We start from the raw sequence: 26,194 nt of genomic DNA, 5'->3' as shown, positions 1-26,194 counted from the left end.
GCAAGCCCGGCCCATCGCCTGTGATAAAAGGGGAGAATTGCATGGCACTCGACAACGCACATGATTTTTCGATGTCCCGTAAGGCAATGAAGGCCGAGTTGCTGGATGCCGAGACAGAACTGAAACTGGCCTATGCCTGGCGCGATGAACGCGATGAACAGGCGCTGCATCGCCTCATTACGGCTTACATGCGGCTGGCGATATCAATGGCGGCGAAATTCAAACGCTACGGCGCGCCGATGAATGATCTGATTCAGGAGGCGGGACTGGGCTTGATGAAAGCCGCCGACAAGTTCGATCCGGATCGGGGTGTGCGGTTTTCAACGTATGCAGTGTGGTGGATCAAGGCCAGCATTCAGGATTACGTGATGCGCAATTGGTCGATGGTGCGCACTGGTTCGACCTCTTCCCAGAAATCGCTGTTCTTCAACATGCGTCGGGTACAGGCGCGTCTGGAGCGCGAAGCCGCGACTGAGGGGCTGGAGCTGGATCGCCATCAGTTGCATCAGAAGATTGCCGCCGAAATCGGAGTCCCGCTGCGTGATGTCGAGATGATGGAAGGCCGTCTGGCAGGGTCCGATTTCTCGCTGAATGCGGTTCAGTCTGCAGATGAGGACGGGCGCGAGTGGATTGATGCGCTGGAAGATGACAGCGAACAAGCCGCCGAGGTAGTAGAGAACAGCCACGACAACCAGCAACTGCGCGAATGGCTGGTGGCGGCGATGCAAGCTTTGAACGATCGCGAGCGGTTTATCGTTCGCGAAAGAAAACTGCGTGAGCCTGCCCGGACGCTGGAAAGTCTTGGGAAAGAGCTTGGCCTGTCGAAAGAGCGTGTGCGCCAGCTCGAGGCGGCAGCGTTCACAAAGATGCGCAAGAATCTTGAAGCGCAATCGCGCGAGGTGCAACACTTCTTCGCATGAAACCTCTTGCGATTCTTACAGCTTTTGTGTTGCTCGCCACTTTGCCTCAAAAGGTTCGAGCTGCTGAATTTATCCCTCAGGACGTGTTGGCCGACATGCGGGCCGCGGATGTCGTCATTCTGGGCGAGATTCATGACAACCCTCTGCATCATCTGGTCCAAGCCGAAGCAGTTGAGGCAATCACGCCCACGGCGGTTGTCTGGGAGATGGTGACCGAAGAAGGTGCTCAGCGGTTGGCTCAAAAAGCGGCAACCAATCCCGAGGAGCTGTCCCGAATTCTGCGCTGGGCAGAATCCGGTTGGCCGCCTCTCAGAATGTACTACCCCATTTTTCAGGCCGCGGATGTGCCGGTGTATGGCGCGATGGTTCCGCGTGAAGCGGCCCGCGCTGCTATGGAACGCGGGGCGGCCACAGCGTTGGGGGCTGATGCGGCCAGATATGGATTGACTGTACCTCTGTCGGATGAAGATCAAGCCGCACGCGAGGCTGATCAACTGGCGGCACATTGCGACGCATTGCCCGCTGAAGTTCTACCGCAGATGGTAGCCATTCAACGTCTGAGGGACGCTGTGTTGACCCGAGCCATTCTGCGCGCCACCGTCGAAACTGGTGGGCCTGTCGCGGTTATCACTGGCAATGGCCATGCCCGTAAGGATCGCGGAATTCCGACTTTTCTGTCGCGACTGCGCCCCGGTTTGAAGGTCTTTGTACTGGGACAATCCGAAGATGGGGTCGTGAGCGGGGATTTTGATGCTGTTATCGATAGCCCCACAGTCGAGCGAGAAGACCCCTGCAAAGCCTTTGAGGTGCAGAATTAACTGCTGGAACTGCCCGCCAGCGTTGCCTAATGTCAGGGCCGACCGGGAGGGGAAGGGCGAGCCATGCTGTCATCGAAACGTATTCTGCTGATCATCGGCGGTGGGATTGCGGCCTACAAGTCGCTGGACCTGATCCGGCGGTTGCGGGAACGTGGTGCAGCGGTCACGCCGGTTTTGACCCGTGCTGCCGAAGAATTCGTAACTCCGTTATCCGTGTCTGCCCTGGCCGGTGAAAAGGTCTATCGAGATCTCTTTGATCTGACCGATGAAGCTGAGATGGGTCATATTCAGCTTTCCCGTTCGGCTGATCTGATCGTGGTTGCTCCGGCAACGGCCGATCTGATGGGTAAGATGGCAGGCGGGTTAGCTAATGATCTGGCCTCGACCCTTTTGATGGCGACCGATACGCCGGTTCTGTGTGCGCCTGCGATGAATGTCCGCATGTGGGAGCATCCCGCAACCCGGCGTAACCATGCGCAACTGGAAGCAGACGGCGTGCGTTTTGTCGGCCCGAACGAAGGCGATATGGCTTGCGGTGAATACGGTCCGGGCCGCATGTCGGAGCCACTTGAAATTGTCGCGGCGATCGAGGCGCAGTTCGGGGATGGGCCTTTGGCTGGCAAACGTATTCTGGTGACATCGGGTCCGACACATGAACCAATTGATCCGGTACGTTACATTGCCAACCGATCGTCGGGCGCGCAGGGGACAGCTGTCGCACGCGCGCTATCTGCATTGGGGGCCGATGTTACATTTATTACGGGTCCGGCTGACGTGCCTCCTCCAGACGGCGTGAAGGTCGTGCGTGTAGAGACCGCGCTGCAAATGTCGGATGCGGTCGACGCAGCGCTTCCGGTGGATGCGGGGGTATTTGCAGCTGCAGTGGCCGATTGGCGGGTATCCAGTGCCTCGGACCGGAAGCTGAAGAAAAGCCGCGACGGGGTGCCTGCGCTAGAGTTTGCCGAGAATCCCGACATTTTGAAGCGCATCGCGCGAATGGGAAGTGGCAGGCCCGTTTTGGTGGTGGGTTTTGCCGCCGAAACAGACAACGTGATCGAACATGCTACGGCCAAACGTGCCCGCAAGGGCTGTGACTGGATCGTTGCGAATGATGTCAGCCCCGCGACAGGTATCATGGGCGGTTCTGAGAATGCGGTGATCCTGATCTCAGAGCAAGGTGCCGAAGAATGGCCGCGTATGGGCAAGGATGATGTGGCAAAGCGGTTGGCAACCAAGATCGCCGGCGCGCTGACCAGATAACAGCCATAACGACAAGAGGTACAGGTATGGTGGCAATTCGCGTGATCCGAGAGGAGGGGGCTGACCCGTTGGTGCCCTTGCCTTCATACGAAACCGCGGGTGCTGCCGGGGCGGATGTGCGCGCCAATCTGCCGGATGGTACGTCTATTATTCTGGAACCGGGCCGTCGTGCGCTGATACCGACAGGCCTTAGGATCGAAATTCCGCAGGGGTTCGAGGTTCAGGTGCGTCCACGATCGGGCCTTGCCTTGAAACACGGGATCACCTTGCCCAACACTCCGGGTACAATCGACAGCGACTATCGCGGGCCATTGGGCGTGATCGTGATGAACGCGGGTCAGGACCCCTTCGAGATTGCGCATGGCGAACGTATCGCGCAACTGATCGTTGCACCGGTGGTGCAGGCCATGTTCCAGGACGTTGAGGCTCTGACCGAGACTGATCGCGGCGCGGGCGGGTTCGGTTCAACCGGGCGGGGCTGATGCTGCTGGTTCTGATCCTTGCTGCCGGGCTTTGGGGTGTTGGCTATATTGCCGGGGTGTCGCGCAGCGCGCGGCTGGTTTCTGTTGGCGCGCTCTTGACAGGCGTGATTATTGCTCAACTTCTGCTGCCTGAGGGAAACCCGTTGCGTCAGGCGACCGGTGGGTCGGCAGCGATGTGGCTGATCCTCGCTGGAGCGGCTGTGCTGGTGCTGCTTTATGGGCGGGGTTTGAAGGCGTTGCGAAATCGCGCCGCGTCCGGCCAGACGTCGGAGCCCGCCAAGCCATCCGAACAGTTCAGCGAGACCGAGCTTGAACGCTATGCCCGCCACATCGTTCTGCGTGAACTGGGCGGTCCCGGCCAAAAGCGAATGAAACAGGCGCGCGTGCTGGTAATCGGTGCGGGGGGGCTCGGCGCGCCCGCCCTGCAATATTTGGCTGCCGCCGGAGTGGGAACAATCGGCGTGATCGACGATGACGTGGTCGAGAACGCCAACCTACAGCGGCAGGTGATCCACCGCGATGCTGATATCGGTATGCCCAAGGTGTTTTCAGCCCAGCAGTCTATGTTGGCGCAGAATCCCAACGTGGTCGTCTTGCCGTACCACCGTCGCCTGACCGAAGAGATTGCAGCAGATCTGTTTGCTGATTTTGATCTGATCCTCGACGGCACTGACAATTTCGACACCCGCTACCTTGCAAACCGTACGGCGGTTGCACTGGGAAAACCCTTGATATCTGGCGCGCTGTCGCAGTGGGAAGGGCAGCTCAGCGTCTTTGACCCTGCCACCACCGGCCCATGTTATCAGTGCATTTTCCCCGAAGCACCCGCCCCCGGCCTTGCGCCTTCTTGCGCCGAGGCTGGAGTAATCGGCCCACTGCCGGGTGTGGTCGGCTCGATGATGGCGGTTGAGGCGATCAAGGTGATCACCGGCGCCGGGCAGGCATTGCGAGGTGAGATGTTGATCTACGATGCGCTATACGGCGAAAGCCGCAAGATCACCCTGGCGCGTCGCACCGATTGCCCGATCTGCGGGGCATCTCATTAAGGCGGGCTCAAATTCTCGGGTAGCTCTGGATCATTTCGACGGACGGTCTTAGCTATGAGGTCAAAGGAGACCTCAATGACCAACCCGATCCTGTCCGACTGGAACACGCCCTTCGAAATCGCGCCCTTTGCAACGATCACGGATGATGACTTTGCCCCTGCGCTGGATCAGGCGATGCACGCACATGATGCCGAGATTGAGGCGATAGCAGCGAGTCCGGACACGCCCACATTCGCCAATACGATCGAAGCGCTGGAGGCTGCAGGCGAGCAGTTGGATAAGGTTCTGTCGGTCTTTTTCACCGTTGCAGGTGCGGACAGCAACCCCAAGCGTGAAGAACTGCAACGCGAATTTTCGCCCAAGCTGGCGGCACACTACTCGCGCATCTCATCAAACAAAGCACTGTTTAAGCGCGTGGCGGATTTATGGGACCGGCGCGATAATCTAGACCTGACCGATGAACAGGCGCGCGTTTTGATGCTGTCTCATCGCGGGTTCATGCGGGCGGGGGCGGCGTTGACCGGCGCCGACGATGCGAGAATGCAAGAGATCAAGGCCCGTTTGGCGTCTCTGGGCACGTCCTTCACGCAGAACTTGCTGGCGGATGAACGCGACTGGTTCATGGATTTGACCGAAGAAGACCTGCAAGGCTTGCCGGATTTTGTTATCGATGCAGCGCGCGCAGCGGGTCAGGAAAAGGGAGCGGATGGCCCGGTGGTAACCCTTTCTCGGTCGATTATCGTGCCCTTTCTGCAATTCTTGCCCCGCCGGGATTTGCGTGCAAAGGCTTATCGCGCGTGGACTGCACGGGGGGCAAATGGAGGTGAGACCGACAACCGCGAGATTGCGGCGGACATCCTGCGCCTGCGCGAAGAACGCGCCAAGCTGCTGGGGTATGCCAGCTTCGCCGCCTACAAGCTTGAGACCGAGATGGCCCGCACACCAGATCGCGTGCGAGAGCTGCTGCTGGATGTGTGGGAGCCCGCCAAATCCCGCGCCGACGCAGATGCTGAGGTGCTGACGGCAATGATGCAAGAGGATGGCGTAAATGGCCCGCTGGAGGCGTGGGATTGGCGCTACTATGCCGAGAAACGCCGCAAGGCCGAACATGATCTCGATGAAGCGGCGCTGAAGCCGTACCTGCAACTGGACCGGATGATCGAGGCTTCTTTCGCCTGCGCCACACGGCTGTTCGGGCTGGAGTTCGCGCCGCTTGATGTGCCGCTCTATCATCCCGATTGCCGTGCATGGGAGGTGACCCGTGAAGGGCAGCATATTGCGGTGTTCATCGGTGACTACTTTGCGCGCGGATCGAAACGGTCGGGTGCATGGTGCAGCGCAATGCGCGGGCAGGCGAAATACCCGAAAGAACAGGCTCCGGTCGTGATCAACGTCTGTAACTTTGCCAAAGGTGAACCAGCGCTTTTGTCCTATGATGACGCCCGAACGTTGTTTCACGAGTTCGGCCATGCCCTGCACCAGATGCTGTCCAATGTGACCTATGAGAGTATCTCGGGCACCTCGGTGGCGCGTGATTTCGTTGAACTGCCCAGCCAGCTTTACGAACACTGGCTGGAAGTGCCCGAGGTATTGGCTGAGTTCGCTACTCACGCCGAAACCGGCGCACCGATGCCGCAGGAGATGTTGCAGAAGGTGCTACAGGCCGCCAATTTCGATCAGGGGTTCCAGACGGTGGAATATGTCGCCTCGGCCCTGGTCGATCTGGCGTTTCATGAGGGGGCTGCCCCCGCTGATCCGATGGAGAAACAGGCCGAGGTGCTGGCCGAAATCGGCATGCCTCGGGCCATTGGAATGCGCCACGCCACCCCGCATTTCGCCCATGTCTTTGCGGGCGACGGTTATAGCTCGGGCTATTACAGTTATATGTGGTCCGAAGTCATGGATGCCGACGCCTTTGCTGCCTTTGAAGAAGCGGGCGGTGCGTTTGATCCCGAACGCGCCAAGGCACTGGAGGAACACATCCTTTCAACTGGCGGATCCCGCGAGGCGGAAGAGCTGTATCTGGCCTTCCGTGGACGTCTGCCTGGCGTCGAAGCCTTGCTGAAAGGCCGCGGGCTGATCGCGGCCTAGTACCCAAGCTTTCGGTCGACGAGGTGGAGAAAGGGTTCACCCGCTTCACCTCGGCGAATGTTCTCGCAGATCACCTGAGCTGCGGTAACAGGTCTGGTTTCCGAGGCGATATGCGGCGTCACCGTCACATTGGGATGTGCCCAATAGGGATGTTCGGTCGGCAGGGGTTCGGTGCGGAAGACATCCAGCGTGGCGTGCCCGACCTGCCCTGAATTCAGCGCGGCCAGCAGGGCTTCATCATCGATAAGCGGCCCGCGACCCGGATTGATGATCTTGGCCCCTTCCGGCAACAGCGCCAGTGTTTCGGCGTTGAGCGTGTTTTCGGTCGCCGGAGTATCTGGCAGCAGCAAAACCACTATCTCGGCCTGGGACAGTGCATCGCGCAGCCCGTTCTTACCATGCAGACAGGTCACGCCGGGAATAGTCTTGGCGGTACGGCTCCAACCGATGACATGGAAATTCAACGCTGCCAACGCGTGGGCCGATGCTTCACCCAATGCGCCCAAACCCAAGATGCAGACGGTGCGTTGCTGGGCCAGTGGTGGCGCATCAGGTGTCCAGACCCCATCCTGTAGCGTAATGTGTTGGTCCATCCCAAGGTGATAGCGCAGCACATGGCCCACCACCCATTCCGTCATGCCTTGCGTTAACCCCCCGTCAACCATACGCGCCAGCGGAACGGTCAAGGTTTCATTGCCCGAGATTTTCTCAACCCCAGCCCAGAGGCTCAGCACCGCCTTGAGCCGTGTAAAGGGGGTGAAATCCTGTACCCCTCCGTTCGGGGCGTAAACGATGTAGTCGACCTGATCTGCAGGGATGTCCGTGGCCAGATGAAAATCTAGCCCTGCGTCCGACAAGTATTGATGCATCAGAGCTTCATACTCGGGCCACAACTCAGGGCGCGCGGAAAACAGGACATTCACAGGCATGGGAAACCTTTCAGCGGGGACGATGTATATGGGCGCTTTGAACGATGCCAAAGGCGGCCATCAGGACCAGCATGGCCGAGCCGCCATAACTGACCATCGGCAGGGGTACTCCGACCACTGGGGCCAGCCCCATCACCATCGACATATTGACGGCAAAGAACAGGAAGAAATTCAGCGCGATCCCAAGTGTCACCAGAGACGAGAAACGATCCTTGGTCGACAGCGCCGTGACCATGCAGAAGATCAGGATCAGACCGTAAAGGATCAACAGTGTGATGCCGCCGACAAAGCCGAACTCTTCGGCCAAGGTGGTGAAGATGAAATCGGTGTGTTTTTCGGGCAGGAAGTTAAGACGTGATTGCGTTCCCTGCATGAAACCGCGCCCATTCCAGCCCCCCGAACCCAGAGCGATCTTCGATTGCGTGATGTGATATCCCGCTCCCAACGGATCGGTTGAAGGATCCAGAAACGTATCGATGCGTCGGAACTGGTAATCTTTGAGCAACTGCCATTCAGTCCCTCGGCTGTTGAACACCGCAGCAATCAGGCCAACCCCCGCTGCAATCACGGCAGCGAAATAGGCCCAATGCACCCCGGCAAGGAACATCAGACCACCACCAGCAGCCAATAACAGGATCGATGTGCCTAAGTCGGGCTGGCGCAGCACCATGAATGTCGGGATCAGGATCAGAATGACCGGGATAATCACCCAGAGCGGGCGCGAGGTTTTGTGCGCCGGAAGCCAGTCGTAATAAGCGGCCAGCACCATCACCAACGCCACTTTCATTACTTCTGAGGGTTGCAGCCGCATGAAGCCCAGATCAATCCAGCGCTGCGCCCCCATGCCGATCGTTCCAAACAGTTCGACCACGATCAGTAGACCGATCGCGCCCAGATAGGCTACAACCGACATGTTCCGCCAGAACCAGATGGGCACCAGCGCAATGATAAACATGGCTGCCAAGCCCAGACCGAACCGTTCCATTTGCGGTTCCGCCCACGGCATCCAGGATCCACCCGCGACCGAGTAGAGCATCAGGAATCCCGCGCTTGCCACGCTGATCAGCAATAGGGTGAGCGGCCAGTTCATATAAAGGAACTTGCGAAACCCCGACGGCGTGGATTTGACGGCATATTCAAGATAGCTCATGCGCGGTCCTTCTCGTCAGGACGCGCTTTGGGGCGACGGTCACCCTCCAGCCGTTTCTGTTGTTCTTTGATGCGCTCTCGGTCTCCGGCCGGATACGCCTCGAGCGGTGGCGTGCCATCGTAGAGTGCCTGCAGCATGATATCGCGCGCCACTGGCGCCGCGGCTTTGGAGCCGCCGCCGCCGTGTTCCACCACCACAGCCACAGCGTATTTCGGATTGTCATAGGGGGCGAAGCTGACGAACAGGGCATGGTCTCGACGCTCCCATGGCAGGTCTTCGTTTCGGATCACACCTGCGGCGCGTTCTGCCTTGGTAATATTGCGCACCTGACTGGTGCCGGTTTTGCCTGCCATGCGGAACTCATCGGCGATGATGCGACTGCGATACGCGGTGCCACGCCTGTTATTCGAGACTGTGAACATGGCTTTGCGCACTTGCTCAAGGTTGTTACGGTTCACCTGCAGCGGCTCACCCGCGCCCGAGGGCTGCTCAACCCCATTGATTGATCGAACAAGGCGTGGTTGCACGGCGCGACCTGTCGCCAAACGCGCCGTCATCACGGCCAATTGAAGCGGTGAGGCAAGCATGAACCCCTGACCGATCGAAGCGTTTGCAGTGTCACCCACCAGCCAGTCCTGTCCGTGAACCCGCTGCTTCCATTCCTGATTGGGGGCAAGCCCGGCAGCAACGGCAGACATCGGAATGTCATGTTTGATACCCAGTCCGAAGGTGCGTGCCATCTCGGAAATCCTGTCGATCCCGACACGTATTGCCACGTCGTAATAGTAGACGTCGCAACTGCGCTTCAGCGAAGTTTCAAGGTCGACCGTCCCGTGCCCGCCGCGTTTCCAGCAGTGAAAGCGGCGGCTGCCCACTTTCATGTGACCCGGACAGTACACCGTGCTGGAAGGGCTGATCACCCCGGCTTCGAGCGCAGCCATGGCGGTGATCATTTTGAAAGTCGATCCAGGAGGGTAGGTGCCCTGTACTGTCTTATTGGCAAGCGGGCGATACTTGTCCTGCGTCAGCATCTGGTAGTCCGCCACCGAGATCCCACGCACGAACAGGTTCGGATCGAAGCTGGGGGCCGAGCTGATGGCGCGGATGTCGCCGGTTTCGCAATCGATCACGACCGCAGCGGCGCTTTCCCCAGCCAATCGCGCCTGCGCGTATTGCTGCAGATTGGCGTCGACTGACAATTGCAAATCTGCCCCGGCTTCGCCGACCTGGCGGTCCAGCTCGCGCATCACCCGGCCTGTGGCGTTGACCTCAACCCGCTTGGCCCCGGCCTTGCCGCGCAAGGTGATCTCTTGCTTGGCTTCCAGCCCGACCTTGCCGATCTGGAACCGTGGGATGCGCAGTACCGGCTCGGGGTCTTCAATCTGGCTCAGATCATAGTCGCTGACCGGGCCGACATAGCCGACCACATGGGCGAAATCTTCATAGCGCGGATACTGGCGTGTCATGCCGACCTCGGGCGTGACACCAGGCAGTGCGGGGGCATTGACCGCGACTTTCGAGATATCCTCCCACGTTACTTGATCGGCCAGCGTGACCGGCAGAAACGGGGCCGATCGGCGCATTTCGGTTTTGGCACGCTCGATTTCGTCCCCGGTCAACGGGATCAGTTCCGAAAGCTTGGCGATGACCTTGTCGATATCGCCTGCATCCTCGCGCACGATGACGATGCGATAGGACTGAGAGTTTAATCCTATGATCTGCCCGTTTCGGTCATATATCCGGCCCCGGGTTGGTGGGATCAGACGGATGTTGATCCGGTTTTCTTCGGCCAGCAGACGGTATTCATCCGCTTGATCCACCTGCATGAACCGCATCCGGGCTGCCAGCCCCCCGATAAAGGCCGCTTGTAGCCCACCGAGGATCAAGGCGCGGCGCGGCAAACGTTTGTAAGCAAGGCCCTTGGGCTTTGGTTTGCGCTGCTTCATGGCCGCACCCGTGGCATCGTACTGTCGGCAACAGATTTGCGCCTTACGCCAAACACAGTTTGGCTCATCAAAACCATCACAGGATAGATTGCGATTGTCAGAATAACTTGCACCACTACCGGTCCCAGAGTTGCCTGTTGCACCGAGAGGATAGCAAGAATGAGTCGATTGAGCACAAACACAACCGTGATCACTGCCCCGACGGTTGCCCATTCGCCCACAAACCCACTGTCTCTCATGCCAGCCGCAGCGGAATGCAGATAGGCTGCACCCAGAACCACCAACGCAGCAAGCAACCCCGGTGGGCGTTGCAAAAGCAGATCGGCCATGAACATGACGATGGCAATGATCAGGATCGGAATATATTCCGGCCGCCGCAGCACCCATGCGTAGGTAAGAGCGATCAGTGTGTCAGGAAAGGGCAGGCGATCAGGTTTTGTATCCAGCGGCAACAGGTGCAGAAACACCACAAATACCGCCAGAGCGACATAGAGACCGCGCTTGGCCCAAAGATATGAGACCGACCTATCCATCATTGACCTCGGATGGGGTCAAGGATGCTTCGGGTAGACGGGGGCCGACGATATCACCGGATTCCGTGATTGGTGGGGCCGACTGATAGCGTAGTACGCGCAGAAACTCGAGCCGCTCGAAATCTGCCGACAGCCGCACGCGCAACCTGCCACCGGGATCAACCGTGATTTGACCGATCAGCAAGCCACCGGGGAACACGCCACCATCGCCTGATGTAACGACCCGGTCGCCCGGTCGCACGAGTTCCCGGTTTTCCAGAAACTCCACTGCAGGGGCCGAAGTATTGTCACCTGCGATCAGCGCCGTCTGCCCCGAAGGCTGGATCGTCGCCGGGATCGCGCTTGAGGCATCGGTCATCAGGATCACGCGCGCGGTATCCGGGCCAACACCCGATATGCGCCCGACCACTCCGATCCCGTCCATCGTTGCCCAACCATCCACGATCCCGTCACGCTCCCCCACGTTCAGCAGCACAGATTGCCGAAAGGGTGAGCCGCTATCCGCCATCACCACCCCGGTGACATAGGTCAGGCGCGGATCGAGCCGAACATTGTTAAGGTCCAGCAGGCGGGCGTTTTCCTGTTCCAGCTGCAGCGCGGCCTCTTTCCAGGCGCGCATCAGGCGCAGCTCGCTGCGCAATTCCTGGTTCTGCTCGCTGAGCCGCTGATAGCTTTGGAAATCACGAGACAGGTTCACCAGCGCAGTGACCGGGACCATTGCCCACTCCATCGAGGGGACAACCTTGTCCACCACCTGTGCGCGGAACCTTTCGACGCGCGGGCTGTCGATGCGCCAGACCAGAAAGATACCAAGCAGGCACAGTACAACAATCCCCAGCAACAGTCGACGCAGAGGTGTCGTGTATTCATCGCGCTGTGATCGGTCCTTTGCCACAGGTTACCTTCCCGTGCTGCTCGTGCCCGAGTTTTCACCCCATCAGGGTGCGCGCCTTAGCTTTCGTAGTCAATCGCGTGGCGCAGTTGTTTTTCGTATTCGAGTGCTTTGCCCGTGCCCAAAGCCACACAATTCAGGCTTTCATCAGCAATAGAAACTGCCAAACCGGTTTGCTCGCGCAGCGCCAGATCCAGATCACCCAGCAGCGCACCGCCACCGGTCAGCATCACGCCCCGGTCCACGATGTCCGCCGCCAGATCGGGCGGCGTGGTTTCCAGCGCGGTCATCACCGCCTCGCAAATCTGCTGCACGGGTTCAGACAGCGCTTCGGCCACCTGAGCCTGACTGATCTCGATTTCCTTCGGTACACCATTCAACAAGTCGCGCCCGCGAATATGCATCGACTGGCCACGCCCGTCGTCTGGCATCCGTGCGGTACCGATGGTGGTCTTGATCCGTTCCGCAGTTGATTCACCCACCAGCAGGTTCTGTTGACGCCGCAGGTACGAGATGATCGCCTCATCCATCCGGTCGCCACCAACGCGGACCGAGCGGGCATAGACGATATCGCCCAGCGACAGAACCGCGACCTCGGTGGTACCGCCGCCGATATCGACAACCATGTTGCCGGTCGGATCGGTTATCGGCATCCCCGCGCCAATCGCAGCCGCAATTGGTTCGGCAATCAGGCCCGCGCGGCGCGCGCCTGCAGACAGAACCGATTGGCGAATTGCGCGTTTTTCAACCGGGGTTGCACCGTGGGGGACACAGACGATGATCTTGGGTTTCGAGAAGGTCGAGCGTTTATGCACCTTGCGGATGAAATGCTTGATCATCTCTTCGGCGGTGTCGAAATCAGCGATGACGCCTTCACGCATCGGGCGGATCGCCTCGATCGAACCGGGCGTCCGGCCCAGCATCAGTTTGGCATCTTCGCCAACGGCCAGCACCTTCTTGACGCCATCCTTGACGTGATAGGCCACAACAGACGGTTCCGACAGGATGACACCGCGCCCTTTGACATAAACCAGCGTGTTTGCTGTCCCAAGGTCGATAGCCATGTCCGCTGTGAACAGGCCGCCCAGATTGCCAAAGATGCCCATATTTCCCTGATCCCGTTTGTCAGAATTTCCACTGCCCGCGACTCGACGGTTCCGGGACGGATGCCTTATAGGGTGCCAACTCGCCCGGTTAAAGGGCTGATTCCGCGACAATCAGCACCTTTCCGCCTTATTGATGGGGACTTTAGAAGGCATAATGCTCTCATATCAACACATTTACCACGCTGGAAATCTGGCTGATGTGCAAAAGCACGCTTTATTGGCGTGGACGCTGCGTTATTTGACCCAAAAGGACAAACCCCTCAGCTATATCGAAACGCACTCCGGGCGTGGACTATATCACCTTGACGCGGCTGAGGCGGTTCGAACGGGTGAAGCTGTCGCCGGGATCGGGCGCGTCAGGCGCGAAGGTTGGTTTGATTCCGATCATCCAATGGCGCGGGTGCTGGATACCATACAGGCCAGTCACGGCGTGCAAGCGTATCCCGGTTCACCTCTGATTGCGGCCAACCTGTTGCGAAAACAGGATAGCCTGCATTTCGCCGAGCTGCATCCGCAGGAACATACGGCACTTTCACTGGCGCTGTCGCCTTTCGGGGCGAAGGTCTATCGGCAGGATGGGATTGAGTTGGCCCAATCATTGCTGCCTCCGACCCCGAGGCGGGGCATGATGCTGATCGATCCCAGTTATGAAGTGAAAGCCGAGTATGACCGTTTGCCTGGGGTGATCGCGAAGCTGCACCGCAAATGGAATGTGGGAGTGATCGCACTTTGGTATCCAATCCTGACGGATGCACGTCACAAGGCTATGATTTCGTCTCTGAAATCCGCTGGATATCCCAAAACGATTTGCCATGAGGTCACGTTCCCTCCGGCGCGGGAAGGTCATCGCATGGTCGGATCAGGTATGTTCATGTTGAATGCACCCTTCGGGATCGAAGACGAAACGCGCCGCTTGTCGGAGCTGTTCGCTCAGCTTTGAAAAGCAAGAATTACACAGGGAAAGCTCCCGCTCCGTTTGCCTGCATCAAAGATGCCGTCAAACGCGTTGGGCCCGGCAGCGCGCCAGTGGCGCACTGCCGGACCCAAAACCCAAGAAGGGTCGGCAAAGCCGGGCCGCAGCGGGCGCGGGAGCCATTCGCCTTACCCTTCGATCAGGTCAGGTCTTTGTAGCTGATCTCGCGTGTATCTGCCCCCGGACCGGCCTTTTCACGACGCATGATCAGGCGGTTCAGCGCGTGGATATAGGCTTTGGCCGACGCAACCACCGTATCGGTATTTGCAGACTGACCGGTGGCGATCATACCATCCTCTTCAAGACGGACCGAAACCGTGGCTTGCGCGTCGGTGCCTTCGGTTACCGCATGCACCTGATACAGTTGCAGCCGCGCAGTGTTGGGATAGATCGCCCGGATCGCCCGGAAGGTTGCGTCGACTGGGCCGTCACCGTTTTCCGTGGCGATCCTGTCTGCACCCTCTACTTCCAGCTCGACCGTCGCTTCGGCCTGACCTCCGGTACCGCAGGTCACTTTCATCGACACCAGTTGCAGGTGATCGTCCGCTTCGTCGTCGACGCTCATTAACGCGATGAGGTCATCGTCAAAGACTTCTTTCTTGCGGTCGGCCAGATCCTTGAAGCGCACAAAAATGTCTTTGAGCTGGTTGTCACCAACCTCATACCCCAGCGTTTCGAGCTTATCGCGCAGCGCAGCGCGGCCCGAATGCTTGCCCAGCGGCAAAGAGGTGCCAGAGAGCCCAATGTCTTCAGGGCGCATGATCTCGAAGTTTTCGCGGTTCTTCAGCATGCCATCCTGATGGATGCCGCTTTCATGGGCAAAAGCGTTCTTGCCGACAATGGCCTTGTTGAACTGCACCGGAAATCCGGCCACGGTCGCGACCCGTCGCGAAATATGCATGATCTTGGTGGTGTCGATGCCAGTATGCCACGGCATGATGTCGTTGCGTGTGCGCAACGCCATCACAACTTCTTCCAGAGCGGTGTTGCCTGCGCGTTCACCCAACCCGTTTATGGTGCATTCGATCTGACGCGCACCACCTGCGACCGCTGCCAGAGAGTTCGCTGTCGCCATGCCAAGGTCGTTGTGGCAGTGGGTGGCAAAGATTACCTCATCCGCGCCGGGAACCGTCTCGATCAGGCGCTTGATCAGATCTGCAGACTCGACCGGGGCAGTATAACCGACAGTATCGGGGATATTGATCGTGGTTGCGCCAGCCTTGATCGCAATCTCGATCACACGGCACAGATAATCCCATTCGGTCCGGGTCGCATCCATCGGCGACCACTGCACGTTTTCGCAAAGGTTGCGCGCGTGGCTGACCGTTTCGTGGATCTTGTCGGCCATCTCGTCTTGCGTCAGATTTGGTATCGCCCGGTGCAGCGGAGAGGTTCCGATAAAGGTGTGGATCCGGTTCTTCTCGGCGTGTTTCACCGCCTCCCAACATCGGTCGATATCGGCGAAATTGGCGCGGGCCAGACCACAGATGCGGCTGTTCTTCGACCGCTCGGCAATCTCGGACACCGCTTTGAAGTCGCCTTCCGATGCAATGGGGAATCCGGCTTCGATGATGTCGACGCCCATCTCATCCAGAAGCTCGGCAATTTCGAGCTTTTCGTTGTGGGTCATGGTCGCGCCGGGGCTCTGCTCGCCGTCGCGCAAGGTGGTGTCGAAGATCACGACGCGGTCTTGGTCGGTCACGTTTGTCATGGGGTTCTCTTTCTTCTTCTGTCCTAAAGCCTCTTGGCGCGCGGGCGTCCTCCTCTGAGCGGGCGCGCCGGATGGCACGCTCAGAGGCGGATTAGGATCAGTAGACCACGCAGCAACGCGCCGCTGAGTGCGGCGTTTGCAAAAGCGATATCTGCGCGGTTGATCATGGGGATCAGCTTATACAGGGCGCGCGGCGAATGAAAAGCGGGAAATTTACGGGGGATCAAAAATGACGGTGGAGTTGAAGAGATGAAGCTTTCGGCTAACTTCTCGAGCATGAAAACAGCATTAATCATCGGAGCTTCTGGCGGTATCGGGCGCGCTTTGAACGATCACCTGACAACGGATGGTGTCAAAGTCACCCGACTGGCCAGATCAACGGATGGGTTTGACCTGACCGACCCGGATGGCGCAGAGCGTATGCTGGCGTCCCTTTCTGATCCGTTTGATCTGATCATGGTGGCCTCAGGGGCGCTTGAGATTAACGGTATGGGTCCGGAAAAATCTATGCGCGCCTTGTCCGCGAAGGCGATGATGGACCAGTTTGCACTGAACGCAGTTGGCCCGGCCTTGGTGTTGAAGCACGTGCACCGCCTGCTGCCACGCGACCGCAGATCGGTGATCGCCGTGCTGTCGGCCCGGGTTGGTTCAATCGGGGACAACCGGCTGGGTGGGTGGGTCAGTTATCGTGCGGCCAAGGCGGCTGTGAATCAGATAGTACATACGGCTGCCATCGAATTGGCGCGCACGCACAAACAGGCCATATGTGTCGCTTTGCACCCCGGAACAGTCAAAACGGCCTTTACCGAAAAGTACCTTGCCCGCCACCCGGCTGTTGAACCCAATGAGGCCGCAGCCAATCTGCTGTCCGTCATCAATGGACTCACCCCCGCTGACTCGGGCAGTTTTTACGATTGGGCTGGCAAGCGCGTGCCTTGGTAGGGCTGATTTAGCCGTCGTTTATATCCGGGTCTGTCGCGTCAGGGGCGGGCGCGTCGGGGCTAGAGTCTGGCTCAGTGGTTTCAGCACCCGCAGCGGGGGTTTCGGGGGCAGTCTCTGTTTCGGTCGCCAGCGTGTCATTTTCCCAGACGCCGGTCTCAACCTCGCCGCCCGCGAAACGCATCGTGCCGTCACCATGGCGTTTGTTTTCCAGGAAATTGCCCTCATAGACATCCCCGGTCTCATAGGTGGCGGTTCCAAAGCCAGTGATCTTGCCGTCGGCCCAGTCGCCTGTGTAGCTGTATCCGCCCGGTCGGGTCAGTGTTCCCTTGCCGTGACGCTTGCCATTCAGAAAATCGCCTTCGTAAATGATCCCGTCCGGAAACGTAGCCTTGCCCTTCCCCTGTCGGACGCCGTCTACCCAATCGCCATCATAGCGATAGCCATTTGCAAAGGTCAGAATACCTTTGCCGTCGAAGCGGGCGTTTTTGAACTGGCCCGTATAAGCCGTTCCGTTGGGATAGGTTGCCGTGCCGGTGCCCTCAAAAATCCCGGCGATCCAGTTGCCGTCGTAAACTGATCCGTCGGGGTATGTCGTTTGCCCCTTGCCATGAGGCAGGTCATCCAGAAAGTCGCCGATATAGACCGAACCATCGGGATAGAGCATCTCGCCCAGGCCCTCAATCTGGCCCTTTTGCCAGGCACCTGTGTACGCAAACCCGTCGCTGCCCTTGTAGGTGCCCTGACCATGGCGCTGGTCGTCAGAATAGTCGCCTTCATAGGTCGCACCGTTGGCGTATATGGACTTGCCTTTGCCCTGTCGGCGATTTTCGACCATTTCGCCTTCGTAGACATCTCCGTTTGGTTGAACCAAACGGCCTGTTCCGGCCATCTGGTCGTTGGCCCAGGACCCAGCATAAGTCATGCCGTCGACCCAGACCTGACTGCCCTGACCATGCCGTTGCCCGCCATTCAAGCCGCCCTCATAGGTACTTCCATCGGCGTAGGTGATCTTGGCGCTGCCGGTTTTCTGGCCGTTTACCCAGTCGCCCTCATAAACCGAGCCATCCGGGCCGGTCAGCACTCCGTGACCGTGATATCTGGCGTCCTTGAAGCCGCCCTCGTATTTTGAGCCGTTGGAATATGTCGCGATACCGGTACCGTTTATCGTGCCGTTGGCCCACTCGCCCTCGTAGGACTGGCCATCAGAATAGACGATTTTGCCGCGCCCTTCTGGTTGGCCCTTGGTGAATGTCCCTTCATAGACAGAGCCATTGGCGTAGCGCGCGGTGCCTTGCCCTTGAATCTCGCCCTCGACCCATTGACCGGAATATTCAAAACCGTTCGGCAGGCGGTAAGTGCCGGTGCCATGGCGCAGCCCGTTTTCGAACGTGCCCTCGTAAACACCTCCGACATCATCATCAGCGATGACAATCTGACCGTCCTGTTGGGCGATCGCAAAAGACGCCAGCATTGTAAGCGTTGCAGCGGTAAGGGATGTGCGGATCGCTTTCATTTTTGTACCTGCCTGCGGTGTTTGTGTTGGCGCAAAACTAAGATACCGCCGAGGGCAGAGCAACGGCTTTTGGCGCATTTGCCTTTCACTCGCGGTGTGATCTGCTAAATCCCTGAAAGACATGAGGGCAAGAGGGCAAAAATGGCCGATCGTTTCCGCATCACTCTGGCGCAATTGAACCCAACGGTTGGGGATATCGACGGTAATGCCGCCAAGGCTGCTGCAGCCTGGCAGCAAGGGCGCGCGGCGCAGGCCGATCTTGTGGCGCTGCCCGAGATGTTCATAACCGGCTACAATACCCAGGATCTGGTGATGAAGCCCGCGTTTCATCGGGCCGCGATGAATGCGGTGCAGGCGTTGGCTGAAGACTGTGCCGGCGGCCCGGCGTTGGCCATCGGCGGTCCTTGGGTTGAAGATGGGAAGCTTTATAACGCCTACCTGATCCTTAAAGGTGGGCGGATTGTCAGCAAAGTTCTTAAACATCATTTGCCCAATGAAACCGTCTTTGATGAAGTACGCCTTTATGATGCGGGTCCTATGGGCGGCCCTTATGCGGTTGGAAATGTTCGTATCGGTAGCCCGATTTGCGAGGATGGCTGGCACGAGGATGTCGCCGAGACACTGGAAGAAACCGGGGCCGAGTTTCTGCTGATCCCCAACGGCTCGCCCTATTTTCGAAACAAATACGATATCCGGTTGAACCACATGGTGGCTCGCACGGTCGAAACGGGTCTGCCGGTAATCTACCTGAACATGGTCGGCGGGCAGGATGATCAGGTTTTCGACGGTGCTACGTTTGGATTGAACCCGGGTGGAGAGCTTGCGTTCCGCATGCCCGTCTTCGATGAGGCCGTCAGCCATATCGATCTGTCGCGCCAAGATGACGGATGGCGTATTGTGGCTGGTGAAGTCGTGCCGCAACCCGACGAATGGGAGCAGGACTATCGCGCGATGGTGCAATCTCTGAGCGATTACATGGGCAAGACGGGGTTTGGCAAAGCTGTGCTGGGGTTGTCGGGTGGTGTCGACTCGGCGCTGGTGGCCGCAATAGCCGTGGATGCCATCGGGGCGGAAAATGTACGCTGCGTAATGCTGCCTTCGGAATATACAAGCCGAAGTTCTTTGGATGATGCCGAAGCCGTCGCCAAGGCGCTGGGCGTGCACTACGACTTTGTGCCGATCTCTGAGGGACGCGCAGCGGTAACCAACACTTTGGCTCCGCTTTTTGCGGGGCTGAATGAGGACCTGACCGAAGAAAATGTCCAGTCTCGCCTGCGCGGTCTTCTGCTAATGGCGATTTCGAACAAGTTTGGCGAGATGCTGCTGACCACCGGCAACAAGTCCGAGGTCGCAGTTGGCTACGCCACTATCTATGGTGACATGAACGGTGGCTATAACCCGATCAAAGATCTGTACAAAACTCGCGTGTTCGAGACCTGCCGCTGGCGCAACGCCAATCATCGCGACTGGATGATGGGTCCCGAGGGTGAGGTCATACGCCCTTCGGTGATCGACAAGCCGCCAAGTGCTGAATTGCGTGAAGACCAGAAAGACAGCGACAGCCTGCCGGACTACCCCGTTCTCGATGCGATTCTTGATATTTTGGTGGATCAGGATGGCTCAATCGCCGACTGCGTTGCAGCCGGATTTGACGAGGCCGAGGCCCGGCGGGTCGAACATCTGATTTACATTAGTGAATACAAGCGCTTCCAGTCCGCGCCTGGCACACGGTTGACACCGCGGGCCTTCTGGCTGGATCGCCGCTATCCGATTGTAAATCGCTGGCGGGATAGAACGTAAGCACCGCTCTGATTGAAGAATTTACCATTGTTTCGAAAGTGCATGGTAATGCGGATTTCTGCGGCAGTTTGTTTATCCATTTCAGCCAGTTGTGCGATGAAAAGACTATGTTTCGCTTGTACGCGCGTCCTTTTTTTGCCACATTTACGACAGGGGTCTGCCTCATATGGGGCGGATGTGACGCAATCCGGTAGGTTGGCCTGCCATTTTCAGAGCCGATGACCGGGATTGTGGAACTGGGAAAAGGCATCCGTGTTTGGGATGTCAGTAAAGGTATTGGTGGTCAAATGACGAATGGATACGATAAGCCGCTTCATTCTCCGTTGCAGTTGAAGCCTATGGAATCAGCGCCGCGCAAGTTGGATGAACAGGCGCTGGATGCTGCGATTGCAGACATTATGAGCCAGGAAGAGCCGACGCCCGGCGCGGTGGCAGGCCCGGTTCCGTTGCGATCGGAATTTCCGGTGTTGCAGCCACAGGAATCGCTTGCATCAAAGTCCGATCCCAAGCTCAGCACTGTACTGCGCCAGAAATGGGCGCAACTTTCCGGGGCGGCGTAATCTGAACGCATCTGCGCGGCGTAATTCGCCGCGCATTGGCCAATTGGCCACAGGTTCCGGCAATTGCCCGGGACCAACCGTTTTCTACATTGCCAGTGAAATCGCCTTCAGGCTGGATGTCGCTCCGATGAACGAGCACCGAGCGGTTAATGCCAGGCCCCACACCGACACCCGTCGAATCTGATCTCACACTTCCCAAGCACGTAGATGTTGTCGTCATAGGTGGTGGAATCATCGGGGCTTCGGCAGCCTTCGAGCTTGCTGAGCGAGGTGTTTCCGTTCTGTTGTGCGAGAAGGGCCGGATTGCGGGCGAGCAAAGCTCGCGCAATTGGGGCTGGGTGCGCCTTGGGACACGTGATCCGCGCGAGATCCCCCTGATGCAAGAGGCGCTTAGAATCTGGCAAGGGCTGGATGCGCGATTGGGACGCGCCACAGGCTATGTTCAATCAGGAATCGTGTTTGGCGCATCTGGCGCACGAGACGATGAAAACCTGACGCGATGGCTGGACCATGTTGAAGGGCTGCAAACAGGTGCTCGCATGGTATCCGGCCCTGAACTGGACGGGTTGCTGTCGGATAACAGTATGAAACTGCGCTCAGCGCTTTACCTGCCGCAGGACGGGCGCGCCGAGCCGCAATGGGCGGCCCCCGCAATCGCCGAGGCGGCGCGCGACCGTGGTGCCGCGATCATGACGCAATGCGCGGTGCGAAGTGTCGATGTTGCTGCGGGCCGGATCGCAGGTGTTTTCACCGAACGCGGCCGCGTAAGGTGTAGTCAAGTCGTACTTGCAGGCGGAGCCTGGTCTCGGCTGTTTGCGGGGAACGCGGGAATCGCTCTGCCACAGCTCAAAGTGCTCAATACGGTCATGCGGACCTCTCCGGTTGCAGCAGGGCCAGAGGTGTCGCTTTGGAGTGATGATTTTGCCATTCGAAAGCGCTCGGACGGGGGATACACCATAGCTTCGGGTCACGAGAATACAGTGGATATCGTTCCTGACAGTTTCCGACTCGGGTTGCAGTTTCTGCCCGCATTCCGGCAAGAGTGGCGGTCCTTAAGGTTTCGCCTTTCGAGACGCTGGATGGTCGAGGCGAATGAAGACCGAAGCTGGCTGCCGACCGATGTGACACCGTTTGAACATTGCCGAGTACTCGACCCGGAACCTTCCCAGAAAGTGTTGCGAAGAGCGTGGGCCAACGCCCGCAAGGCGTTGCCTGCGCTTGATAGTGCGGAGATCGTGCAAAGCTGGGCCGGCCTGATCGATGTGACCCCGGATGCGATCCCGGTCATCTCGAAAGTGGACGCGGTGCAGGGCCTGCATATTGCGACCGGTTTCTCTGGCCACGGTTTTGGCATCGGTCCTGCCGCCGGTCGATTAGTGGCGGACCTTGTTACGGAAAGCACGCCTTGCGTTGATCCGACCGCCTTTCGCCTGTCCCGTTTCACGGATGGGTCAAAAGTGCGGCCGGATGCTGGTTTTTAGCCTCTAACCCATCATTTGATAGCTGACCGGCACGAACCGGAACCCGTCGCCACGGGATTCGACATACCCAGCGGCCGGGAAAGGCATGTGATAGCCGATCATAGGCACTTTGTCCGCAGCCAACATGCCCAGCACATTCCGGCGCGATTCCGTTGCAGCGGCTTTGTCCATGTCGAATCGCACTTCCCATTCAGGATGTGCAAATGACCAGACATAGTGATTTGCAAGATCCGCCGTCAGGACCAGACGCTGACCGTTACTTTCTAGGTGATAGACCATATGGCCCGGAGTATGACCAAACGCTGCCATACCGGTGACGCCGGATGTGACTTCACCACCATCCCCGATAAAGGTCATCTTCTCTGCCATCGGGGTGACTTTGGCTGCAACCATATCACCCACTCGGTTGCCCGCGTCTTGCGCTGACCAAAAGTCGTATTCGGGTGCTGCTGTTACATAACGCGCATTGGCAAAAGTCGCGGCATCATTGGTTATCATACCACCGATATGATCGGGATGCATGTGGGTAATGACCACCACATCGATCTGATCAGGCGTTACGCCGGCGTCGGCCAACGCGGCCTGAATTCCACCTTGGCCAAGCCCAGTATCAAACAGGATCATCTCGGACCCCGTATTAACCAGCGTTGGTGTGAAGAAGAACTGTGCAACATCTGGCGAGATGAAGTTGTCAGCCGATACACGGGCGAAATCTTCATCCGAGGCGCCGCCGCCGAAAATGTCTTGCGCACCATCACGAGGCAGGCTGCCATCCAACAAGGTGGTGACGGTGAAATCGCCCAGTTGAAACGATTTTGCTATTGTAGAGTTGGCTTTGGTCTCGGTACCCGCGGCCAGAACAGGCGAAGTAGCTGCCGCAAGCGGCAGAGCCGCAACCGTTCCAAGCGCCGCCCGGCGAGTCAATCTGATGGTCATGGTCGTTCTCCCTGTCAGAGCATGTTTGACTGAATTAGGTCAGTCTGGGCCTGTGGCCATACTATGGCACTGTTATATGGGCTGCGTGGTTGAACATTACGTGTTAATTTTTGTTCATGCCGCGATCTGCGAATAAAACCGTACCCACCGAGCAAAACGTTGCTGATTTTCTGGCGAGTATTCAGCCGACCCGCAAGGCGGAGGAGGCGCACGTGCTGGACAGGCTGTTTCGTGAAACCACAGGTTATGCGCCAGTAATGTGGGGGCCGTCGATCATTGGCTATGGTCGATATCACTATCGCTATGCGTCAGGGCGCGAGGGCGACTTTCTCGCAACTGGGTTCTCTCCGCGCAAGGCGGCGCATTCCATCTATATCATGCCCGGGTATGCTGACTTCGGAGATGTCTTATCAAGACTGGGCAAGCACAAGCTGGGTAAATCCTGCCTCTATATGAATAAGCTACCGGATATCGATCTCGACGTGCTTCGTGAACTCAACAAAGCCGGGCTCGAACGCTTAGATGGCATTTGGCCGGTTGAACCAACCTGAAAGCCTCTTCTGGACAAAAACGCGCCCATGTGAGATGAGCCGCGCCAACAGGAGACTTCCATGACCACGACCCGTTTTGCCCCGTCGCCCACCGGTTACATCCATGTGGGCAACCTGCGCACCGCCCTGATGAACTATTTGATCGCCCGCAAAGCCGGCGGTACGTTCATCTTGCGTATCGATGACACCGATCCTGAGCGGTCGAAGGAAGAATATGTCGACGCTATCAAGCAGGATCTGGAGTGGTTGGGCCTGCATTGGGACCGGGTTGAGCGACAGTCGGAGCGTCTGGACCGCTACGCCGAGGCCGCCGACAAGCTGCGCGAGATGGGCCGGTTTTATGAGGCGTTCGAAACGCCGACCGAGCTGGACCTGAAGCGCAAGAAACAGCTGAACATGGGCAAGCCGCCGGTCTATGATCGTGCGGCGTTGAATCTGTCGGATGCCGAGAAAGAAGCCCTGCGTGCCGAACGCGGCAACGGCGTCTGGCGGTTCAAGCTGAACCACGAGCGGATCGAATGGAACGATGGCATTCTGGGCGATATCTCGATTGATGCGGCCTCGGTCTCTGATCCGGTGCTGATCCGAGGAGATGGTCAGGTTCTCTACACGATTGCCTCTGTGGTCGATGACACCGAAATGGGCGTAACCGATGTCGTGCGCGGCTCGGACCATGTCACCAACACCGCAACGCAGATTCAGATCATCGAGGCCTTGGGCGGGACCTGTCCGCGTTTTGCGCACCACTCGTTGCTGACTGGCCCGCAGGGAGAGGCGTTGTCGAAACGCTTGGGCACTCTGGCCTTGCGCGATCTGCGAGAGCAGGGCGTGCAGCCAATGGCCTTACTGAGCCTGATGGCGCGTCTGGGGTCGTCAGATCCGGTTGAGTTGCGCTCGGATATGTCAGAGTTGATCGACGGCTTTGATGTTACACGCTTCGGTGCGGCCCCAACCAAGTTCGACGTGCAGGACCTGTTCCCGCTGACCGCGAAGCACCTGCAATCGCTACCGCTGGCCGATGTGGCCGATGCCGTTGCTAAAGCAGGTGTACCTGCTGAACTGGCCGAGCCTTTCTGGACCATGGCGCGCGAAAACATCACGACGCTGAGCGATCTCGAGGGATGGTGGGAATTGTGTCGTGATGGGGCCGAACCCCTGATCGCTGACGAGGACCGTGAGTTCATCGCTCAGGCTGTCTCATTGCTGCCCGAAGGCCCATTCGATGGGGAAACTTGGGGCATATGGACCAAGGCCGTGAAAGAGGCCACAGGCCGCAAGGGCAAAGGCCTGTTCATGCCGCTGCGCAAAGCGCTAACGGGGATGGAGCGCGGGCCCGAAATGGCGACCTTGCTGCCGCTGTTGCAGGTGATCCGCGCTCGCGGCTGACTTCAGGGTCAGTGCTTAGAATACGAAGGAGGCAGGTAAATCACCTGCCTTTCTTTGTTCTCCGGGTCGCAAAACTTGCGCCGAAACGCGTTGCAGGCGGTCATCCACGAATTCGGTCTCGGCCTGCTTCAATTGTTGGTGACGGGGATAACGGGGCTCGGCGCGGTCGTTCAAAATCGGAGCATCCCAACCATCGGTTGTTGCAAAGAAGCGATCGGCGCCCTCTGGTCCAAAAGCCCGCAGATATCCTTGCACGACAACATCAATATAGCTGAGCAATAGGGGATGGTGATTGCTGGGCGCGGTGTGTCGATCATGCGGGACTGCGTAGACAGCGATTTCCACCTCTTGCGTCAGCGTGTGCGTGACCGACCGTGTGGCTGGAACGCGATCATAAGCCCATTCTCTTTCATCCAACGCGGCCCAGTCGTTTTTAGGAACATGGGCGATCATACCATCGATCTCGGAATCAGCATCCGGCACAGCGGTCAAAAACGCCACCGGGCGCAGATCCGTGTGCCGCCATGCGCGTCGCCAACCTTTCAGTTGCGCTGGGCGCGGGTCGGGGAAATCATGCGTCGACAGGTTCACGAGGCTGCCATAGCCGAAGAAATAAGGGTCTGCCATGCGGGTCGCGTCCTTCTTTGACGATTGATGTATGTCAAACAGTCTTTTTACGAGACATGCAATAAAGCTTCACCTTGAGATTCGGGAGGTCCTAATGCGGATTACCAAACGGACGAATATCGCGGTGCGTGTTTTGATGTATTGCGCCGCACATCAAGAACGGCTGGTCACGAAGGCCGAGATCGCCGATGTCTGTAATATTTCAGAAAACCATCTGGCACAGGTGATCAACCAACTGAGCCAGCTGGACTATCTCAGCACACAACGCGGCCGCAATGGCGGCATGACCCTGGCGCACCCGGCGGATCAGATCCGGGTCGGGTCCGTGTTTCGCCATGTCGAAGGCGGGTTGCCGATTGCCGAGTGTTTTGCGGATGCTGACAACACCTGCCCACTGACCGATGCCTGCCGCCTCCGGTTGGCGCTGCAGGATGCGGCTGAGGTGTTTTATGCGTCACTGGACGAAATCACGCTCGATGCGTTGGTGTGCGACAATGACCAATTGCTGAAAATATTGCAGCCTGTCGCTTGTATGCGCTGA

The 26,194-nt window shown here is 58.3% G+C and carries 25 protein-coding genes; 14 read left to right on the top strand and 11 right to left on the bottom strand.

Features of this window, described 5'->3' with window-relative positions; genetic code table 11:
• The first annotated feature begins 41 nt into the window (after nucleotides 1-41).
• The 6 genes from ACR0L9_RS14540 (at nucleotide 42) to ACR0L9_RS14515 (ending at nucleotide 6,617) form a co-directional block, all read left to right on the top strand.
• The gene (locus ACR0L9_RS14540) at nucleotides 42-920 is read left to right on the top strand and encodes an RNA polymerase factor sigma-32 (protein ID WP_170566354.1); all 879 of its coding nucleotides are present in this window, start codon (nucleotides 42-44) and stop codon (nucleotides 918-920) included.
• Nucleotides 917-1,738, top strand: coding sequence for a ChaN family lipoprotein (locus ACR0L9_RS14535; protein WP_480895951.1), 822 nt, complete (start codon nucleotides 917-919; stop codon nucleotides 1,736-1,738). Before ACR0L9_RS14540 ends, ACR0L9_RS14535 begins: the two co-directional genes overlap by 4 nt.
• A 63-nt stretch (nucleotides 1,739-1,801) precedes the next feature.
• Nucleotides 1,802-2,998, top strand: coding sequence for a bifunctional phosphopantothenoylcysteine decarboxylase/phosphopantothenate--cysteine ligase CoaBC (coaBC, locus tag ACR0L9_RS14530; RefSeq protein WP_480895950.1), 1,197 nt, complete (start codon nucleotides 1,802-1,804; stop codon nucleotides 2,996-2,998).
• Nucleotides 2,999-3,024: 26 nt separating this feature from the next.
• A complete protein-coding gene (dut, locus tag ACR0L9_RS14525; protein WP_170566362.1) occupies nucleotides 3,025-3,480 on the top strand; it encodes a dUTP diphosphatase in 456 nt (151 codons plus the stop codon).
• Complete coding sequence (locus ACR0L9_RS14520) at nucleotides 3,480-4,526, top strand: molybdopterin-synthase adenylyltransferase MoeB (protein ID WP_170465926.1); 1,047 nt, start codon at nucleotides 3,480-3,482, stop codon at nucleotides 4,524-4,526. Before dut ends, ACR0L9_RS14520 begins: the two co-directional genes overlap by 1 nt.
• Nucleotides 4,527-4,601: 75 nt before the next feature.
• Nucleotides 4,602-6,617 carry a M3 family metallopeptidase gene (locus ACR0L9_RS14515; protein WP_480895949.1) on the top strand — a complete coding sequence of 672 codons (2,016 nt, stop codon included), beginning with the start codon at nucleotides 4,602-4,604 and terminating at the stop codon, nucleotides 6,615-6,617.
• Here the strand turns inward: ACR0L9_RS14515 and ACR0L9_RS14510 are convergent.
• The 6 genes from ACR0L9_RS14510 to ACR0L9_RS14485 are packed head-to-tail and all read right to left on the bottom strand — an operon-like array spanning nucleotide 6,614 to nucleotide 13,173.
• On the bottom strand, nucleotides 6,614-7,546 hold the full coding sequence (locus tag ACR0L9_RS14510; RefSeq protein ID WP_480736981.1) for a 2-hydroxyacid dehydrogenase: 933 nt from the start codon (nucleotides 7,544-7,546) through the stop codon (nucleotides 6,614-6,616). The genes ACR0L9_RS14515 and ACR0L9_RS14510 overlap by 4 nt on opposite strands.
• Before the next feature lie 10 nt (nucleotides 7,547-7,556).
• On the bottom strand, nucleotides 7,557-8,696 hold the full coding sequence (gene rodA / locus ACR0L9_RS14505) for a rod shape-determining protein RodA (RefSeq protein WP_170395892.1): 1,140 nt from the start codon (nucleotides 8,694-8,696) through the stop codon (nucleotides 7,557-7,559).
• Nucleotides 8,693-10,642, bottom strand: a complete 1,950-nt coding sequence (mrdA, locus tag ACR0L9_RS14500; RefSeq protein ID WP_170512994.1) for a penicillin-binding protein 2 — start codon at nucleotides 10,640-10,642, stop codon at nucleotides 8,693-8,695. Before mrdA ends, rodA begins: the two co-directional genes overlap by 4 nt.
• Nucleotides 10,639-11,178: a rod shape-determining protein MreD gene (locus ACR0L9_RS14495; RefSeq protein WP_480895948.1), complete on the bottom strand. Its 540-nt coding sequence runs from the start codon at nucleotides 11,176-11,178 to the stop codon at nucleotides 10,639-10,641. Before ACR0L9_RS14495 ends, mrdA begins: the two co-directional genes overlap by 4 nt.
• Complete coding sequence (gene mreC / locus ACR0L9_RS14490; RefSeq protein ID WP_480895947.1) at nucleotides 11,168-12,070, bottom strand: rod shape-determining protein MreC; 903 nt, start codon at nucleotides 12,068-12,070, stop codon at nucleotides 11,168-11,170. Before mreC ends, ACR0L9_RS14495 begins: the two co-directional genes overlap by 11 nt.
• A gap of 56 nt (nucleotides 12,071-12,126) precedes the next feature.
• Complete coding sequence (locus ACR0L9_RS14485; protein ID WP_039523195.1) at nucleotides 12,127-13,173, bottom strand: rod shape-determining protein; 1,047 nt, start codon at nucleotides 13,171-13,173, stop codon at nucleotides 12,127-12,129.
• Between the two features lie 154 nt (nucleotides 13,174-13,327).
• On the opposite strand from ACR0L9_RS14485, the gene ACR0L9_RS14480 reads away from it, so the two are divergent.
• The gene (locus ACR0L9_RS14480; protein WP_170423791.1) at nucleotides 13,328-14,113 is read left to right on the top strand and encodes a 23S rRNA (adenine(2030)-N(6))-methyltransferase RlmJ; all 786 of its coding nucleotides are present in this window, start codon (nucleotides 13,328-13,330) and stop codon (nucleotides 14,111-14,113) included.
• A 172-nt stretch (nucleotides 14,114-14,285) separates the two neighbouring features.
• On the opposite strand, the gene ACR0L9_RS14475 is transcribed toward ACR0L9_RS14480, so the two are convergent.
• Together ACR0L9_RS14475 and ACR0L9_RS14470 are read right to left on the bottom strand one after the other, a co-directional pair.
• Complete coding sequence (locus ACR0L9_RS14475) at nucleotides 14,286-15,857, bottom strand: 2-isopropylmalate synthase (RefSeq protein WP_170395900.1); 1,572 nt, start codon at nucleotides 15,855-15,857, stop codon at nucleotides 14,286-14,288.
• Nucleotides 15,858-15,937: 80 nt separating this feature from the next.
• Nucleotides 15,938-16,153 (bottom strand): hypothetical protein, encoded by a 216-nt coding sequence (locus tag ACR0L9_RS14470; RefSeq protein WP_480895946.1) that lies wholly within the window; start codon nucleotides 16,151-16,153, stop codon nucleotides 15,938-15,940.
• On the opposite strand from ACR0L9_RS14470, the gene ACR0L9_RS14465 reads away from it, so the two are divergent.
• Nucleotides 16,134-16,799 (top strand): SDR family NAD(P)-dependent oxidoreductase, encoded by a 666-nt coding sequence (locus ACR0L9_RS14465; RefSeq protein WP_480895945.1) that lies wholly within the window; start codon nucleotides 16,134-16,136, stop codon nucleotides 16,797-16,799. The genes ACR0L9_RS14470 and ACR0L9_RS14465 overlap by 20 nt on opposite strands.
• Nucleotides 16,800-16,806: 7 nt before the next feature.
• Here ACR0L9_RS14465 and ACR0L9_RS14460 read toward each other — a convergent pair whose 3' ends face one another.
• On the bottom strand, nucleotides 16,807-18,312 hold the full coding sequence (locus tag ACR0L9_RS14460; RefSeq protein WP_480895944.1) for an MORN repeat-containing protein: 1,506 nt from the start codon (nucleotides 18,310-18,312) through the stop codon (nucleotides 16,807-16,809).
• A 141-nt stretch (nucleotides 18,313-18,453) separates the two neighbouring features.
• Between ACR0L9_RS14460 and ACR0L9_RS14455 the strand changes: the two genes are divergently transcribed.
• The 3 genes from ACR0L9_RS14455 (at nucleotide 18,454) to ACR0L9_RS14445 (ending at nucleotide 22,153) form a co-directional block, all read left to right on the top strand.
• Nucleotides 18,454-20,112, top strand: coding sequence for an NAD+ synthase (locus ACR0L9_RS14455; protein ID WP_480895943.1), 1,659 nt, complete (start codon nucleotides 18,454-18,456; stop codon nucleotides 20,110-20,112).
• Nucleotides 20,113-20,330: 218 nt separating this feature from the next.
• Nucleotides 20,331-20,672 carry a hypothetical protein gene (locus ACR0L9_RS14450; RefSeq protein WP_170395910.1) on the top strand — a complete coding sequence of 114 codons (342 nt, stop codon included), beginning with the start codon at nucleotides 20,331-20,333 and terminating at the stop codon, nucleotides 20,670-20,672.
• A gap of 149 nt (nucleotides 20,673-20,821) precedes the next feature.
• The gene (locus tag ACR0L9_RS14445; RefSeq protein ID WP_480895942.1) at nucleotides 20,822-22,153 is read left to right on the top strand and encodes an NAD(P)/FAD-dependent oxidoreductase; all 1,332 of its coding nucleotides are present in this window, start codon (nucleotides 20,822-20,824) and stop codon (nucleotides 22,151-22,153) included.
• Nucleotides 22,154-22,156: 3 nt separating this feature from the next.
• Here ACR0L9_RS14445 and ACR0L9_RS14440 read toward each other — a convergent pair whose 3' ends face one another.
• Nucleotides 22,157-23,089 (bottom strand): MBL fold metallo-hydrolase, encoded by a 933-nt coding sequence (locus ACR0L9_RS14440; RefSeq protein WP_480895940.1) that lies wholly within the window; start codon nucleotides 23,087-23,089, stop codon nucleotides 22,157-22,159.
• A gap of 212 nt (nucleotides 23,090-23,301) precedes the next feature.
• Between ACR0L9_RS14440 and ACR0L9_RS14435 the strand changes: the two genes are divergently transcribed.
• Nucleotides 23,302-23,640 (top strand): DUF1801 domain-containing protein, encoded by a 339-nt coding sequence (locus ACR0L9_RS14435; protein ID WP_480895939.1) that lies wholly within the window; start codon nucleotides 23,302-23,304, stop codon nucleotides 23,638-23,640.
• A gap of 60 nt (nucleotides 23,641-23,700) precedes the next feature.
• Complete coding sequence (gene gltX, locus ACR0L9_RS14430) at nucleotides 23,701-25,026, top strand: glutamate--tRNA ligase (protein WP_170612951.1); 1,326 nt, start codon at nucleotides 23,701-23,703, stop codon at nucleotides 25,024-25,026.
• A 15-nt stretch (nucleotides 25,027-25,041) separates the two neighbouring features.
• Here gltX and ACR0L9_RS14425 read toward each other — a convergent pair whose 3' ends face one another.
• The gene (locus ACR0L9_RS14425; RefSeq protein WP_170612953.1) at nucleotides 25,042-25,653 is read right to left on the bottom strand and encodes a gamma-glutamylcyclotransferase family protein; all 612 of its coding nucleotides are present in this window, start codon (nucleotides 25,651-25,653) and stop codon (nucleotides 25,042-25,044) included.
• A 94-nt stretch (nucleotides 25,654-25,747) separates the two neighbouring features.
• On the opposite strand from ACR0L9_RS14425, the gene ACR0L9_RS14420 reads away from it, so the two are divergent.
• Entirely contained in the window at nucleotides 25,748-26,194 is a 447-nt protein-coding gene (locus ACR0L9_RS14420; protein ID WP_170612955.1) for an Rrf2 family transcriptional regulator, read from the top strand.

Source organism: Ruegeria sp. I3, assembly GCF_056532525.1.
This window is presented reverse-complemented; position numbering and strand designations above follow the sequence as displayed.